Below are 15,644 nucleotides of genomic sequence, written 5' to 3'. Positions count from 1 at the left end.
GTGCCCATCACACTAGTAACGTTGCGGTGAGAAATGCAAGCGTTTACACCGAAGTTTATGGAAAGGATATCTGTGGCACACAGCCCAGTACCGACAGACGGCTCCTCAATCCCGGCATGGTGGGCCACGGCCGTGGTGTACCAGGTCTACCCCCGGTCCTTTGCCGATGCGGACGGCGACGGAATGGGCGATCTCCGCGGTGTGACGGCGCATTTGGACCATCTGAACCGGCTCGGGGTGGACGCCGTCTGGCTGTCCCCCTTCTACAAATCGCCGCAGGCCGACGCCGGGTACGACGTCGCCGACTACCGCGAAGTGGATCCGCTCTTCGGCAGCCTGGCTGACTTCGACGAAATGTTGCAGAAAGCTCACGGGCTGGGGATGAAGGTCATTGTTGACCTCGTTCCCAACCACACCTCGGACGAACACGCCTGGTTCCAGGAAGCCCTCGCTGCGCCGCCGGGTTCCCGCGAACGGGACCGGTACATGTTCCGTCCCGGCAAAGATTCCGTCCCCGGGTCCGGAGACGGAGCCCTGGCGCCGAACAACTGGAAATCCATCTTCGGCGGACCGGCCTGGACCCGCGTCACCGAGTCTGACGGCACACCCGGCGAATGGTACCTGCACCTCTTCGACACCAAGCAGCCGGACCTGAACTGGGACAACGCCGAGGTCCAAGAGGAAATGCGCTCGGTGCTGCGGTTTTGGCTGGACCGCGGCGTGGACGGCTTCCGCGTGGACGTGGCCCACGGCATGGTCAAGGAAGCGGGCCTGCCGGACTGGGACGGTTCGGCAGCCATGGTGGAAGGAGCCACCGACCTTCCGGGCGAAGCCCATGGCGGCCACTCCGAAGCCGAGGAGCCGCACCGCGCGCACCCTGCACCGGCCACTGCAGCAGTCGGCGCTGGCGCCGACGCGCCCGCAGCAGCAGCCGACGACGAACACCAGGCAGTCTCGCCGCTCTACCCGCCGTCGCCCTTCTTTGACCAGGACGGCGTGCACGACATCTACCGGGACTGGCACCGGGTGCTGGCCGAATACGACGGCGACCGCATGATGGTGGCCGAGGCCTGGGTTGAACCGGCCGAACGCCTGGCCAGGTACGTAAGGCCCGACGAAATGCAGCAGGCGTTCAACTTCGATTTCCTGCTGGCCGGCTGGGATGCGGAACGCACGGCTGTGGCCATTGAGGACTCGCTTCGCGCCGCCGCCACGGTGGGGGCAACCACCACCTGGGTCCTCAGCAACCACGACACGGTCCGGCACACCACCCGTTTCGGGCTGAAGGACCCCACCACCTTCCCGAAGGGCATTGCCGCCGAGGACGAGCAGCCCGACGCCCGGCTGGGCCTGGCCCGGGCCCGCGCCGCCACCATGGTTTCGCTGGCCCTCCCGGGTTCGGCCTACCTCTACCAGGGAGAGGAACTGGGCCTGCCGGAACACACCACGGTCCCTGCCGAGGCCCGCCAGGACCCCACCTTCTTCCGGACCAACGGCGTGGAGCGGGGACGCGACGGCTGCCGTGTGCCCCTGCCGTGGAAAGCCGACAAGCCCGGCTACGGCTTCGCGTCCGTGTCCGCAGTCAGCGCGCCGGCCGCCCCTTGGCTCCCCCAGCCGGAGTCCTTCGGCGAACTGGCCGCGGACCGGCAGGACGGCGTCGAAGGTTCCACCCTGGAGCTGTACCGTTCCGCCCTGGCGCTCCGCAAGGAACACCGGCTGGGCGCCGGAAGCTTCCGCTGGGCTGACGTGCACGCGCCTGCGGACGGCGTCCTTGCCTTCCACAACGGGGACGTGCTGGTGGTCGCCAACATGGGCCTTGCTGCCGCACCCCTGCCGGAGGGCTACCGGGTTGCCCTCGCAAGCAGCCGGGAGGCCGTCACGGGCGGACCGGCCCACGCTGCGCCGGGCACGGGTAACACCCGGAACCTCGCGCCGAACTCGGCGGCCTACCTTGTAGCCGGCTAACCCGCGAGCAGGCGGCTCGACCGCGCAGAGCAGGGGCCGCGGTACAGCAGGGGCGCCCCCTTCCGGAAGGAAGGAGGCGCCCCTGCCCTTGATGTTGGAACGGTGCTGCTACGGCTGCACTCAGCGCACCCGTTCGGCCCGGCTGAACCGCGAACGTGCACCCACGCCAATATGGATCAGCACCGGAATCCGGTTTCCGACCACGGCGTCCAGCGCCTCCACGAGGGCGGATACCTCCGCTGCGAGCAGGTGCGGGGGCACGCCTTGGCGGGGCTGCAGCCGGATCTTCAGGGCGGGTTCGCCGCGGATTTCGTAGGTTGCCACCGTGGCACCGGCCAGGTCCTGCCGCCCGGCCAACGCCGCCCGCAACGCCTGTTCGGCAACACCGCCGCCGATCCGCACGTTGCCGGGAAATCCTTCGGCGTCGTCCTCGGCGAGGATCAGGCTGGCGCGGCCTTTGCCCTGCTGGGCCACCCAGGCGACCATCAGGGCAATAACCACGGCCAGCAGCAGGGCGATGACGGCCCACAGCCAGCTTTCCCCGCGGCCCGGAACGGCGGTGCGCTGGAAGAGCTGGCTCATTCCGCTCCACACACCGGCTGACCACTGCTGCCACCACTGCGCCACCGGCGGGACGGCCGCCAGCAGCACCAGCAGCAGCCCGATGACCAGCAGCTTCAGTCCGAGGATTCCGATCAGGATCCTGTTCAGTGTTCTGGGGGTGTTGTTCATGCTCCGATCACCCCTGACGCAGCCACGTTGACGCGCACTTCGGGCATGGGTTCCGGAGCCATCTCGCGCAGTTCGTCGAGGACGGCTGCCAGGACAGCATTCTCGCTGACTGGGACGCCCGAGGTGGGCCGCACGTTGACGGTCACCTGGCGCTGCGCCACGATGACCATCACTTGCTCCTGTGTGACGTTCGCGGCGAGCCGGGCACAGCGGGCCAGGGCCGAGGCGATCACTTCATCGTCAACCACCACCCCCGCGCGGCGGTCCGGAAGCAGGTGCCTGGCGCGGCGGCCGGGCAGCACTGCGTTGAGGAAAAAGAACAGGCCCGCCATGGCCGTCACCGCTCCGATGACGCCGAGCAGCAGCGGCGGCATTCCCTGCGGGAGGGCGATGATGCGTTCCGCCGCGGTCTGCGGATCGATAAGCCACGGCGGCTGGCCGATAGCGCGCACCGCGGCTTCGAGTAGCCCGTATCCGCACAGGATGATCACGAGGACCGCGGCGATCCCCGACACGGCGGCACGGGATGAGCGGGTTTCGCGGTCAAGGATCCGGCGCATGCCGGCACCCCGGGAGTCCGGGGTTCCCGCGCCGGAAAGGGAACCAGCAGCAGGACCGGAGCCGCCGTTTCCCGCCGCGTGGCTACCCTTGAAGCGGACGTCGGTGGCGTTGTTCACTGGACCCTTCCCCCTTCGCTGATGGCGACGCCGCTGACCCGGATATCCACCCGGCTCAGTTGCGCCCCGCTAAGTTCCGCAACGCGGTGCAGGATCACCGGTCTGGCGGCCAGGGCGCGGTCCCGGATGGACCCGCCGAAGCCGGCGACACGGCCAGGGTCGCGCAGGACCGTGGTCAGCGGCGGGATCCTGACGGGAAGGACCAGCGAGAGGGCCAGCAGACCGTCGTCGTCGGACCACTCAGCCCGGACGTCATGCGCCGGGACGCCCAGCGCTTCAGCGGCGGCGGCCCGTGCCAGGCTGGTGAGCGCCTGCGTACTGATGCGGTTGTGCCCGGCCATCACGGAGCCACCGGCCACGGTTCCGGCCGTGCTGCTCATGAGGAGGAGCGCCGGCCTGTAATGGCATCGAACACGCTGCGCAGGTCAAGCTTTCCTTCCGCAGCGCGGCCAAAAAGGGCACCGATCCCCATGAACAGCAGCGAGACCAGGAAGCCCCAGACGCCGAACTGGAAAGACATAAACGCCACGAAGGCGCCTACCGCTATTCCCACCACGGTCAGGTTCACTGCAGGGCCTCCCTTTGAACCGGGGCTTCCACGGGCAGGCCGGGCTTTGCGGGCCCCGCCACGTAGACGTCGTTGATCTCCACGTTGACCTCGATGACCTGCAGGCCCACGAGCTCCTCCACGGCAGCATAGACGGCGGCGCGGACCTGGTCCGCCAAGGAATGCAGCGGCGTCCCGTAGACAGCCACGAGGTTGATGTCCACGGCCACCTGCGTCTCGCCGACTTCCGCGTGGACTCCGGCGGCGTGGTCCGAGCTGCCGACGGCGTCCCGGATGGCTCCGAGGGCACGGGACGGACCGGTGCCGAGCGAATACACCCCCGGAACGGCGCGGGCTGCGATGCCGGCAACCTTGGCGACAGCTGTTTCGGAAATGACGGTTCGTCCGGTTCCGGCCGTGAGGGCAACGGCTGGATCAGCGTGGGCCCCCGGCGCGGGATGTGGATTCTGGTATTCCATCAAGCACTCCCCTTCTCTTGAACACCACCCTATCCCTTGGCTGCGACAAGCGGCCGGACGCCAGGGAAAATCGCCGGGCCGAAAAGTGCTAGGCGCAGTTGGCGGCGAGCCACGCAGTAACCGGTGTCATGGCGGCGTCGAACTTTCCGCTGGAGTACACTGTCTGGTCGCTCAGCCCTGCGACGGCCACCTCGTTGAGGTTGGCGAAGTCGGCCTTGAGGTCGTCCGGGACGCGTTCCGCGGTTTCGCTGAGCTCCGCCTTGAGCTGTTCCAGTTCAGCGGTTTTGCCTTGCGCGGCCGAGAGCGGGAACAGGGAAGCCCCGGTGGCCTGCTCGGAGATGGTGGTGCACGCCTCAGCGGCGGACGGAAAGTCCCCGTACGGGCCGGAGCTCTTGCTGGGGCTCGGCGTCGCGTCTGCTTCGGCTGTTTCCGGGGCGGACGACGACGGCGCGCTGCCGGCTTCCGGGGCGGAGCATCCGGTGAGTGCCAGTGCGGCGAAGAGGGCGGCTGCGGTCAGAGGGCGTGAAAGGTTTTTCAAAGGTCACTTTTCTGGTTGAGATTGCGCCGCCCGATCCGTATCCGGCCGCGGGCGGCAATGGCGTTCTGTCCCCGGCGTGCGAGTCTAGCCCGGATGGACTGCGGGATTCCACGCGGCATCGCGCAATTTGTCCCTCTGTGGATTTGTCCTTATATAGAGGTACAAAAAACAGGGGCGCCCGGATGAGTTCCGGGCGCCCCTGCTTTACTTGCGGGTGTTGAGGCTACTGCGGGTGGTGAGTTCCGCGGTGAGGGCTACTTGTAGAGGCCCTCGCCGCCGACCTTCAGGTTGGTGGGCAGGTAGCCGAACGGGCCGAGGCCGTTCTTGCCGAAGCTGCGGTCCACCTGGGACACGCCGTCGCGGAAGTTGATCTTCACCGTGGGCGAGAGGGATCCGCCGCGGACGCCGTTCACGTTGTCGATGAAGGACTGCACCAGGCCGCCCGGCTGCACGTAGTGCGAGTAGGCCTGGAACTGCCGGCCGTTCTGGCTCGGAGTGGGTGCCTCCGGGGATTCGGACGGAAGGTTCAGGTCCGTGGGCGAGCCCAGGGCCAGGCCGCTGTTGTTCATCGGCTGGTAGTCCGAACGCACGCCGTCGCCAACGAAGCCGTAGACGCCGTCCGGGCCGCGCATGCCGGCCGCGTAGGTGAACTGGTGGCTGATGGTGAACAGGTAGTACTTGTTCTTGCCGCCTTCATTCTGGATGAAGATCTGCGGGCGTTCGGTCTGGTCGTTGACACAGTTGGCCGAGAGGATCGGCGGCAGGAAGGACCACTTGGTCAGGTCCTTGTTGTCCGCCACTGCCAGCCCCACGTTGGCCGTCTGGTAGTAGGCGCCGCTGCTGTTGACCTCGTTGAGGCTTTCAGCGTTCGGGTCGCCGGCCTTGTAGCCGAGGTCCTCGGGCTTGCATTCGTATTCGCCGCGGGTGCCGCCGGTGTTGCCTTCGAAGACCGTGAAAGTCTTGCCCGGGTGGGCCGGGTCAGCGAACGTGTACGGGTCGCGGAAAGCGAAGCCCGGGTTCTGTGCCTTGGTCTGGTACATCTTGCCGTCCGGCTCCAGCAGCTTGGTGTGCTTGAAGCCGTCAAAGGTCACGCCGTTCTGGTCGGCGTGGATCTTACCCAGCGCCTTGGCGATGGCTGCATCAGGGGCGATGCCGCCGCCGCCGGCGTTGCGCTCGGCAACGTCGTAGAACGTGGTGGCCGTGTAGAACACGTTGACCTGGTTGCCCTGCATGAGGCGGGTGGAACCGGACCACTCGGTGTTGCCGATGGACGCGCCGTCAGCGAAGACGTGTCCGCCGTAGTTCCACTTGTCCTTGGCCGGGTCGGCGTTGGTCTTGCGGAAGAAGTAGCCGATCCGGGCGTTCCAGTGGCGCTGGTCGAAGCCGTAGCCCGCCTTGCGGTCGGCGACCAGGGAGAAGATGACGTCCCAGCCCTTGTAGCTGATCTGGTTGGCGTTCTCGTCCGTCAGGGACCAGGTGTCCCAGACCCAGACGTCGTCGTTCATCGTGGGGAAATCCTCGGGGATTTCCGGCATGGTGACATCCGGGCTCATGGAGTTCTCGCCGGGGGCCACCGTGGAGTCGCTCTGCGCCATGATCTGCTTGGCGTCGGCGCGGGTCCACTTGGAGGTGAAGTCCGCTGCCGGGTCGTAGGCCTTCTGGCTGTGTTCGGTGGGCAGCGGGAAGCCGGGGGTGGGTGCCGGCATTTCGGTGGCGGGCGGGTCCGACGGTTCGTTGGCCTGGGCCGACGGAACTGCCAGGAAAGCGGAGGCCGCCACGGCCGCCGCCAGTGCTGCGGCGGCAGGGCGCCACCGCAGCATCCGGGGGGTATTGGGGTGCTTGTGCATTTTTGCTCTTCTCGCGGAGTTGAGACCATTCGTGGAAGACGGGCGTGTGCCCTCATTCCCCGATACTCCGACGCTCCCGACGACACGGCAGGCGTCATCGAGGACGCCTTTGTGTCGAGGGGGACGGGGCTTGGGTAGGGCCCCGGACGGCGGACCGGAAAGGATTCCTTTCCTGCGCCGGTTTCTACGCTGGCACGCTGAAGCAGGCTTATCAAACCGTGTTTCGAGGCTCCGAAAACCGAGTTTCGCTCCGAAAGTGCAAGCGCTTACATTGCCCATTGCGCGCGCGTGCCACAGCCAATTCTGCGAGTCAAATGTTGCATCATAAATCTGCTTTAGTGTGAAATGTCACCCTCCGGCCACGCGCAATTCACCTTCCGCTGCGGGCCCCGCGCCCTTCATCCCGAGCTGGTCACGAGGACATCCTGATAGGCTGCCCGGCCGTCGAAGACGTTCACTCCCACCTTGCCGGAGGACAGTGACGCGTCATCGACGGACAGGATGTCGGCGCCGTCGAGCTTCACGGTCAGCCGCTCCCCCGCCGCCGCAACCTCCAGCCGGTAACTGACCCCGTGGCTGAGCAGCAGCGGGACACTGGCCAGGACGCTGCCGGCGGGATTGAACACTCCGTTCTGCAGCTTGAAGATCCGGGCAAGCCGCAGGTTCGGGTCCAGGTTGACGTAGTACGCCGTGGCGCCGTCGTCCGAAGCACGCAGCAGCACCGAGCCGGCGCCGCCGTAGCCGCGCCCCGGCACCTGGTCGCTGGAGCGCATGGCCCCGGCGTAGGGCCCGCCGCCGAAACGTACGGTGGCAGCCACGCGGACGTCCGAGTACGTGGCGGCGCTCATGGCAGTGGAATCCTTGTCGAACGTGCCGGCCAGCCCGGCCCCGGTGCTTTCCCAGCGGCCTCCGGGAACCACGGAGTAGGAACCCAGGTTGTGACGTGCGGCGCCGGCAGCTGCCGGCAGGACGCCCGACGGCGGCGCGGCGGTAAGGCGCGAGGTGTCCGCCAGCTGGTGGACTTTGACGGACACCAGCCGGGCATTGCCGCCGCTGGTGCTGAAGGACAGCCCGGTGGAGGACGGATCCGGGAACACCAGGGACGTGATGGCTGCCGTGCCGTTTCCGCCGAAGAGTTCAACTGAGGATGCGTCCACCAGCGCCCGCAGCCTGACCCGCCGCTCGGTGCCGCCGCCGGAAGCCGGCACGGTCTCGGAACTCCACGGTGCGCCGGAGTTGTCCGCACCGGTTCCGGCGAAGTACCGGGTGAAGTCCTTCCGGCCGGATTGTCCGCGGTCCAGCGTCATGGCGCCGGAGCCTGCCTCGTAGCGGAGCAGGGTTTCCTGGGCGGTGCCCCCGGATGCGTCGTCGGCCGGTCCTTTCCGAAGCCCGAAGGTGAAGGCCGAGGCACCGCCGGAGGACGGGATTGCCACCTCGGCTTCCAGTTCGAAGGACCGCCCCGAGGCTGCGGCCAGCGGGTTGGCTGATGCGGGCGTAACGGTGATGTCCGACGCCTGCCACGTGGACGTGCGCAGCCCGGCCAGTTCGGCCACCGGCTCCTGCGCCAGCCGGAGCCCGGAGCCCGGAATGTCCTTCAGGCCGAGCTGCCGCGGGACGCTCAACTGCCCGTTCCAGCGCCCGGTGGGCGGGCTGAAGGCATAGTCCCAGTTGCTCATCCAGCCCAGCATGATGCGCCGACCGTCCGGAGCGCCGAAGAAGCTCATGGCTGCGTAGTAGTCACGGCCTGAATCGGCCTGCAGCACCTGCTCCGGGCCGGTGTCCGGACTGAAGGTTGTCCCGTTCCACGTCCCCGTCACGTATTGTGCCGACGAGCCGTTGGTGGGCCTGACGGCACCCGTGCTCCACCAGAGCACCCAGCGTTTCATGCCCGACTGGCCGTCCACCGGCAGTTCAAAGAAGTCCGGGCATTCCCAGACCCCGCCGCGGACCCAGTCGCCGTAGCCGAACGAGCTGGTGAACGTCCAGTTGATGAGGTCTGTGGAGGTGTGGAAACGCACGTGGTCACCGCCCGCCACTACCATGATCCACTTGCCGGCGGCGGCATCCCAGGTGACTTTCGGGTCCCTGAAGTCCCAGCTGCCGCCCGGCCCGCCCGGGTTCTCCACCACGGGCGGGGCCTGCACGATTGACCACGTGCGGCCGTGGTCCTTGCTGTAGGCCGCCCGCACGGACTGGTTGCCGTTGGGGGCATCGTGGTTGAAGCTCGTGTAGAACGCAACAAGCCCCTGCCCGCCGTCGAACAGTCCGCTGGAATCGGTGGCATCCACTACCGCGGAGCCGGACCACGACTCACCCGCCGCCAAATGTGGCAGGGCGATGGGCAACTGCTTCCAGTGCAGCAGGTCGCTGCTGACGGCGTGTGCCCAGCGTCCGCGGTCCTGGTGGAAGAGGTGGTATTCGCCGTCGAAATACACCAGGCCGTTGGGGTCGGAGCTGTTCCCGGAGTTCTGGCTGTAGTGGTAGCCAGGCTGGTAGAGGCCGTTCATGTACGTCGCAACGTCGTCCGCGCGGACGTTCTGGAAGTAGGCACCCCCGCCGTTGGCGCGCAGCCCGAAACCGGTGCCTGCCGCGAATCCGGCGGGTCCCGAGACGGCCTGGACGCCGTTGATCAGCGCCGTGGCCTGCGCCCCGCGGACGGTCAACTGGACGCGGTTCAGCTGCCCAGTCGCGAAGCTGTCCGGAGGCACGGCCCCGCTGGCGAGGACGGTTCCCGTGCCGCGGTCTGCCAGAAGCACCGTCCCGGCGCCCGGGTCCACCCTGAGTTCGGTACCGCCGGTGCCGTCCGGCGCGCTCCGGACCACGACGGCGGCTGTTGCCGGGGCGGCGACGTCCAAGTCCAGGGACGCGACGACGTCGGACGCTACCGCCGGGACGAAACGCGCGGCGTCCGCGCCCGCAGGCAGGCCGTCCGACGCGCCGCGAACGCCGCGGACGTCGGGTTCCCAGCTGCCCGCGGCGGTGCGCCAGCCCTGCAGGGAGGTGTCCAGGCCCTTGAGTGTCATGCCCTGGAACAGGGTGGTGCCGTTGAAGGCGAGGAGGCCGACGTGGCCCGAGCCATGGGCTGTGTCCGCCGCCGTGATGGCCGGGGCGAAGCCGTTCGGGTCCAGCAGGTCGGTCTGCCAGTGCACGGCGAGCTGCCCGCCGTCGGCCGTCACCCGCAGCCGGTACACCGCGTTGACGGTGATGTCCGTGGCGTAGGTGCCCAGGGTGGCGTTGTCCTCGATCCGGTAGAGCCGCAGCCTGCCGGCGTTGGCGTCCACTTCGGCGGCGTACCCGGCGGTTCCTGCGCCGTTGGCACGGAACAGGACGGCGCCCACCGCGTACGCGGACGTCACCTGGATGTCGGCCGTGAAGTCCGTGACCCGGGGCGCCTGGTCCGTGGCGACTGCCCTGAGGTTGGCGCCATCCTGAGCAGCACCCCGGAAGCCCGTGGCCGTGGCGGTCCACCCGGTCCCGTCCGCCTGCCAGCCGCTGACGTTGGCGTCGACGGTGCGGACCCGGGGCTGGCTGAAGCTCACCGAGCCGTTGTAGGCGTGCAGGCCCACGTGGCCGCCCTGGTACCGCTGGTCCGAGGTGTCGATTCGGGCAACGCCGTCCACTGCCACGTAGATCCGCGCACCGTCCACGTGGATGTCCACGGAGTACGCTCTTCCCGTGTCCAGCGGCACGGGGACCGGCGGCGCCACGTCCTCCCCCGTGGCCAGGTCGAAGAGCCGGACCCGGTCCAGGTTCGGATCGATGGTGGCTGCGTAGCCGCTGCTGGCATCGGCCGCGCCGCGGAACACCAGCGCCCCCACGGCGTAGGGGCTGCCGGAGTCCACGGTGACGTCCGCGGTGTACCTTGCAGTGCCGTCGATGCGCTGTTCGCTGATGGCGGCGGCGTTGTGGTCCGCGGGAGCGACGGCGGTCTGCCCGCCGTCGGACGTCCGGGTCCAGCTTCCGCTGACCGGCACCGTGTCCGGCAAGGGGCTGGTGGTGCTGCCCAGCGTGATCGGAGCTGTTGGTGGGACGGCCTGGGCGGGTGAGGCCAGCATGGCCGGGGTGAGGACAGAGCCGGCACCCAGGACGCCAAGGCCCAGGGCGGCCGCGGTAAAGCCTGCAACTAACCTTGTGGACATTCAGATCGCCTTTGATCTCGGATAGTGCTTCGGGTGGATTGGACCCATCGACTGCTCCGTAACGGCCGTTATGGAGCCCCAAAAGGGCCGTTGGGGAGCAATCGACGGGTATGTCAGGGGTGTGATGTCAGGGGAACAGCGGGCGGGGGCCGACGAAGACTCCTTCCATCCGCCAGGCGTCCATCCGCAGCAGCCGGACCGTGCCGGCGGCTGAGAGGCGGACCGCTTCGCCACCGAGGGTCGGGTAGGCGCGCGCGGTCAGCGGCTTCCCGTTGGCGAAGATCTCCAGCGCCGAGCGGTCCACCAGCACGCGCAGGTGGAGCCTGCCGCCGGGGAGGTTCACCGGGCCGGATTTCTGCCCGGTGTCCAGGGTCCGGTCCAGGCTGCTGCGGGAGCGGTCCAGGAGCACATACGACTGGGCGAACCCGCCGCTGCCCACCTCGCAGCCCACCTCGATGAGCGTTTCCTCGGCTGGTTCAGGGTCCTGACCCCGGCCGCTTCCCAGCACGCCCAGCCGGAAGACACTCCCCGGCTCCAGTTCGAGGTCCAACTCCAGGTCCAGCTGGTTTCCGGACACCCCGGCCAGGATCTCGCTGCCGCCCAGAGTGCGCGGACCGACGCGGACGTGGTCCCGCCGCAGCGATTCCAGCTCGGGAACGGGAGCAAAGGCCAGCCCCCCGTCCGGATCCAGGGTGGCCACCCGGGGCAGGCTCATGACGCCGGACCAGCCGGCCTCCACCATCGCGGCATCCGTCCGGCCCTCCTGCAGCCAGCCGAACATGATCCGCCGACCGGACTCGTCCGCAAAGGACTGCGGGGCATAGAAGTAGCGGCCGCCGTAGTCCAGCCGGTGGAGGTCCCGCGGCGTGTACGAATCCCCGGCGTAGCGGCCGGTCCAGTAGAGCGGGTGGCGGGTGTCGCCGTCGTGCCAGGCAGAGAAGACCAGGACGTCGGTGCTGGCCTCGGGGCCGGTGCTTTCGTCACCCGGCACCGGATCACCCAGCACCCCGCCGCCCGCACGGAACAGGTCCACGCATTCCCACATGGTGCCCTGCCAGTCCGCGGCGGCCGGATCCCCGGAGGCGGCGTCGCCAATGAACAGCGGGCCGATGTAGTCCCAGCGGCGGAGGTCGGCGGACTCGTACAGGAACGCCGTACCGCCGCGGCCCCGGATGCCGGACCCCACGAGCTGGCGCCAGCGAGCACCTTCCCGCCACACGCAGTGGTCGCGGTAGGCGGTGATGTCCACGCCGGCCGGCGGCGCCGGAATGACGGGGTTTTCCGGTGCCTTGGTCCAGCTCAGGAGGTCCGGCGAGCCGACGGCCACGCAGGGGAGTTCGCGCGCCCCGTGCCGGCCGGAGTACACCAGCGTGGGCGTACCGCCGTCGTTCACCAGCACCCCGGACCAGCAGCCGTCGGCGTCCGGCCCCTCGGACGGTTCCAGCGCCACGGGCTGGTCGGTCCAGTTGACCAGGTCCGGGCTGGTGGCGTGGCCCCACAGGATGCGGTGGTGGAAGGCGCCCGCCGGGTTGTACTGGTAGAAGAGGTGGTAAGTGCCGTTCCACTGGCTGACACCGTTGGGGTCGTTAAGCCAGCCGGCGGGCGAGACGAAGTGGAAGCGCGGCCGGTGCGGGTCTGCCTCGGCGCGGCCCACGAGTTCGTCCTGCGGCACCGTGGCCAGGGGGTGGGTCAGTTCAGTCATGCGGAAGCCTTGTTTTCTGTGAGGGGTTCGACCGAGAGCGCGTGGCTTGCCGCCGTGGCCGGGGGCCGGTAGAGGTGGCAGCGCACCCAGTGTTCGTGGCCGGGATCGCCCACCCGGTGCCGGACGGGTTCGGTGGCGGAACAGCGCTGCTCCGCGTCGCCGTCGAACGCGCACGACGCCGACTCCATCACCGCTGCGCGAAGTGCCGCACGCTCACGGGGATCGTAGGAGCCGGTGCGGGCGGGGTCCGGCACGGCCGAAACCAGCAACCGGGTGTAGGGGTGGGCGGGGTTGGCCAGCAGGTCAAGCGATTCGCCTTCCTCCACGAGTTCCCCGGCAAACATAACGACGATCCGGTCTGCCAGGTAGCGGGCCGAAGCGAGATCGTGGGTGATGTAGAGCATGGAAATGCCCTTCTGGTCCCGCAGCTGGCGCATCAGGTTCAGGATGCCGATCCGCACGGAGACATCCAGCATTGACGTGGGTTCATCCGCGAGGATCACGTCGGGTTCAACAGCGAGTGCCCGGGCGATGGCCACGCGCTGCCGCTGCCCGCCGGAGAGTTCGTGGGGGTAGGAGTTGAGCATGTCCGGGGTGAGGCCCACGGTGGTCATCAGCTCATCCAGGCGGGTGCGCAGCTGGACTGGCGTCCCGGCTTTGCCGTGCAGGGTCAGTGAACGGGTGAGGAAGTGCTCGATCCGGTGCACCGGGTTCAGCGAGCCGAACGGATCCTGGAACACCATCTGCAGCTGAGAGCGGTATTCCCGGGACGCCTGGAAGCGGTCCCTTTTTAGCACGTCTGTGCCATTAAGCAGGATCTGCCCCTCGGTAGGCCTATCCAGCCGGGCAATGCAGCGCGCCAGGGTGCTCTTGCCGGACCCGGACTCCCCCACGAGGGCCACGATTTCGCCCTTCCGGATGGCAAGGTCCACCCCGCCGAGGGCACGGACCGAGGCGCGGGAGAACAGGCCGCCGCTGGAGAAATCCTTGACCAGGCCCTTCACCTCGAGGGCCGGAGCTTCTGTGTGCGCGCTCATGATGATGCTCCTTGGAGGACGGCGGCCTTCTGGTCTTGGGGAAGAGGCGAAACAAAGTGCCCGGGCGAGGCTTCCTGGAGGTCGGCGATGTTGCTGAACTTCACGCCGTCGGCCAGGCCAGTCAGGGGAACACGGGGTCCGGTGAGCGGAGGGAACGCACCCATAAGCGCCTGCGTGTAGGGGTGGAGCGGGGCAGCGTGGATGTCCTTGGCCCTGGCGGTCTCCACGATCCGGCCGCCGTACATCACGGCCATCCGGTGCGAAAGCTCCACCATGAGCGACATGTCGTGGGTGATGAACAGGACGGAGAAGCCCAGTTCGCGCTGCAGCTCCTTGATCTGGGCCATAATCTCCTGCTGCACCACCACGTCCAGCGCGGTGGTGGGCTCGTCCAGGATCAGCAGCGAAGGCTTGAGCGCCACGGCCATGGCAATGACTGCGCGCTGCCGCATGCCGCCGGAGAGCTGGTGCGGGTAGGACGTCAGCCGGGCGGGGTCGATGCGGACCAGCTCCAGCAGCTCGGCAGCCCGCCGCAGCGACTCCTTCCGGGTGTAGCCGGCATGGGTGGTGTAGATATCCACGATCTGGTCCCCGATGGTCATCACCGGGTTGAGCGAGTTCATGGCCGACTGGAACACCATGGCCACGTCCTGCCACCGGAAGCGCCGCAGCTCCTCCGGGCCCATGGCCAGGACGTCCCTGCCGCCGAAGCTGATGCTGCCGCCGGCGATCTCCGCCGGATCGCGCAGGAGCCGCATGATGGTGTTGGCGATGGTGGATTTGCCGCAGCCGGATTCCCCGGCCAGGCCGAAGATTTCGCCGGTGCCGATGCTGAAGGACACGCGGTCGACGGCGGTGGTGGAGCGGGTGTCGCCGCGGTACTTCACGGTGAGGTCCTTGATGTCCAGGACCGGTTCGTGGGAACCAAAGGAGGTCTGGGAGACGGTCATGCCGATGCTCGCTTTCCGGGTTTGGCTGACTTGGAGGCGGGCTTGCGAATCTTCCGCACCTGTATTTTCCGCAGGCGCGGATTGGTAACCTCGTCCACCGCGTAGTTGATCAGCGACAGCGAGAACGCCACCAGCGCGATGCACAGGCCGGACGGAATAAAGACCCACCAGCTGCCGGTGAGCAGGGCGCCTTCGTTGCCTGCCCAGTAGAGGTTGTTGCCCCAGGAGACCGTGCTGACGTCGCCCAGGCCCAGGAACTCCAGGCCTGCCTGCGCGCCGATGCCGTAGATGATGCAGGCCAGGAGCGTCCCCATGACGATCGAGGCCATGTTGGGCAGGATCTCGCGGAACATGATCCGCAGGGGCCGTTCGCCGGTGACCACGGCCGCAGCCACGAAGTCCTTGGAACGGATGGACAGGGCCTGCGAGCGCAGCACCCGTGCGGATCCGGCCCAGCCGGTGACCACCAGGACCAGGATCACGGTGCCGAGGCCGGGCGGAAGGAACGCGGCCAGGATCACCAGGAGCGGGAGCCCCGGCAGGAGCAGGAACACGTTGGTGGTGAGGGACAGCGCTTCGTCGATGAATTTTCCGAAATACGCCGAGGCCAGGCCCACCAGGATGCCGATGAACGTGGAGGCGAAGCCCACGGTCAGGCCCACTAGCAGCGAGCTGCGCGCGCCGTGGATGGTCAGGGCCAGGACGTCCTGGCCCTTGGCCGTGGTGCCCAGCCAGAATTCGGCGTCGGGCTCCTGGGACGCCATGCCGGTGATCTTGGAGGGGTTGTCCGGGTAGAGGACGGGGGCCAGGAGCGCGAGGGCGATGAAAATGAACAGGATGGCCGCGCCGGTCATGGCCTTCTTGTTCGTCAGCAGCCCGTGCAGCAGGCTGCGGTTGGGTCTGCGGACGGAGGCTTCGGGCGGGAGCCCGGCGCCGCCGTCGTGCGTTCCGCCAGCGTTACCCGGCACGCCGGCGAGGGTCTCCCCCGGAACGGTGGAAGCGGTGGTTGCGATGGACGTGGTCATGGTCCG

Annotated in this window: 13 protein-coding genes; 1 reads left to right on the top strand and 12 read right to left on the bottom strand. The window is 68.2% G+C overall.

Annotation, left to right across the window (positions count from 1 at the left end; all coding sequences use genetic code 11):
• Positions 1 to 57 precede the first annotated feature (57 nt).
• Complete coding sequence (locus tag Q8Z05_RS10160) at positions 58 to 1,965, top strand: glycoside hydrolase family 13 protein (protein WP_371745959.1); 1,908 nt, start codon at positions 58 to 60, stop codon at positions 1,963 to 1,965.
• Between the two features lie 120 nt (positions 1,966 to 2,085).
• Here Q8Z05_RS10160 and Q8Z05_RS10155 read toward each other — a convergent pair whose 3' ends face one another.
• The 12 genes from Q8Z05_RS10155 to Q8Z05_RS10100 all read right to left on the bottom strand — a co-directional run bounded on the left by Q8Z05_RS10155 (position 2,086) and on the right by Q8Z05_RS10100 (position 15,638).
• Complete coding sequence (locus tag Q8Z05_RS10155) at positions 2,086 to 2,697, bottom strand: hypothetical protein (RefSeq protein WP_305943329.1); 612 nt, start codon at positions 2,695 to 2,697, stop codon at positions 2,086 to 2,088.
• Positions 2,694 to 3,374, bottom strand: coding sequence for a hypothetical protein (locus tag Q8Z05_RS10150; protein ID WP_371745958.1), 681 nt, complete (start codon positions 3,372 to 3,374; stop codon positions 2,694 to 2,696). The genes Q8Z05_RS10155 and Q8Z05_RS10150 overlap by 4 nt, the downstream gene beginning before the upstream one ends.
• Positions 3,371 to 3,754: a hypothetical protein gene (locus tag Q8Z05_RS10145; protein WP_305943328.1), complete on the bottom strand. Its 384-nt coding sequence runs from the start codon at positions 3,752 to 3,754 to the stop codon at positions 3,371 to 3,373. The genes Q8Z05_RS10150 and Q8Z05_RS10145 overlap by 4 nt, the downstream gene beginning before the upstream one ends.
• Positions 3,751 to 3,942 (bottom strand): hypothetical protein, encoded by a 192-nt coding sequence (locus tag Q8Z05_RS10140; protein ID WP_028272905.1) that lies wholly within the window; start codon positions 3,940 to 3,942, stop codon positions 3,751 to 3,753. The genes Q8Z05_RS10145 and Q8Z05_RS10140 overlap by 4 nt, the downstream gene beginning before the upstream one ends.
• A complete protein-coding gene (locus Q8Z05_RS10135; protein WP_305943327.1) occupies positions 3,939 to 4,400 on the bottom strand; it encodes an Asp23/Gls24 family envelope stress response protein in 462 nt (153 codons plus the stop codon). Before Q8Z05_RS10135 ends, Q8Z05_RS10140 begins: the two co-directional genes overlap by 4 nt.
• 88 nt (positions 4,401 to 4,488) lie before the next feature.
• Entirely contained in the window at positions 4,489 to 4,938 is a 450-nt protein-coding gene (locus Q8Z05_RS10130) for a hypothetical protein (RefSeq protein ID WP_305943326.1), read from the bottom strand.
• A 254-nt stretch (positions 4,939 to 5,192) separates the two neighbouring features.
• Entirely contained in the window at positions 5,193 to 6,785 is a 1,593-nt protein-coding gene (locus Q8Z05_RS10125) for a glycoside hydrolase family 68 protein (RefSeq protein WP_305943325.1), read from the bottom strand.
• Positions 6,786 to 7,183: 398 nt separating this feature from the next.
• Positions 7,184 to 10,924 (bottom strand): glycoside hydrolase family 32 protein, encoded by a 3,741-nt coding sequence (locus Q8Z05_RS10120; protein ID WP_305943324.1) that lies wholly within the window; start codon positions 10,922 to 10,924, stop codon positions 7,184 to 7,186.
• A gap of 127 nt (positions 10,925 to 11,051) precedes the next feature.
• Positions 11,052 to 12,626, bottom strand: a complete 1,575-nt coding sequence (locus Q8Z05_RS10115; RefSeq protein WP_305943323.1) for a glycoside hydrolase family 32 protein — start codon at positions 12,624 to 12,626, stop codon at positions 11,052 to 11,054.
• Entirely contained in the window at positions 12,623 to 13,663 is a 1,041-nt protein-coding gene (locus Q8Z05_RS10110; protein ID WP_305943322.1) for an ABC transporter ATP-binding protein, read from the bottom strand. The genes Q8Z05_RS10115 and Q8Z05_RS10110 overlap by 4 nt, the downstream gene beginning before the upstream one ends.
• On the bottom strand, positions 13,660 to 14,613 hold the full coding sequence (locus Q8Z05_RS10105) for an ABC transporter ATP-binding protein (RefSeq protein WP_305943321.1): 954 nt from the start codon (positions 14,611 to 14,613) through the stop codon (positions 13,660 to 13,662). The genes Q8Z05_RS10110 and Q8Z05_RS10105 overlap by 4 nt, the downstream gene beginning before the upstream one ends.
• The gene (locus tag Q8Z05_RS10100) at positions 14,610 to 15,638 is read right to left on the bottom strand and encodes an ABC transporter permease (RefSeq protein ID WP_305943320.1); all 1,029 of its coding nucleotides are present in this window, start codon (positions 15,636 to 15,638) and stop codon (positions 14,610 to 14,612) included. Before Q8Z05_RS10100 ends, Q8Z05_RS10105 begins: the two co-directional genes overlap by 4 nt.
• Between the last annotated feature and the right edge of the window lie 6 nt (positions 15,639 to 15,644).

The organism is Arthrobacter oryzae, from assembly GCF_030718995.1.
In the GTDB taxonomy this organism is placed as follows: Bacteria; Actinomycetota; Actinomycetes; order Actinomycetales; family Micrococcaceae; genus Arthrobacter; species Arthrobacter oryzae_C.
The sequence above is the reverse complement of the archived record's forward strand: the minus strand, read 5'-3'. Positions and strand labels throughout refer to the sequence as shown.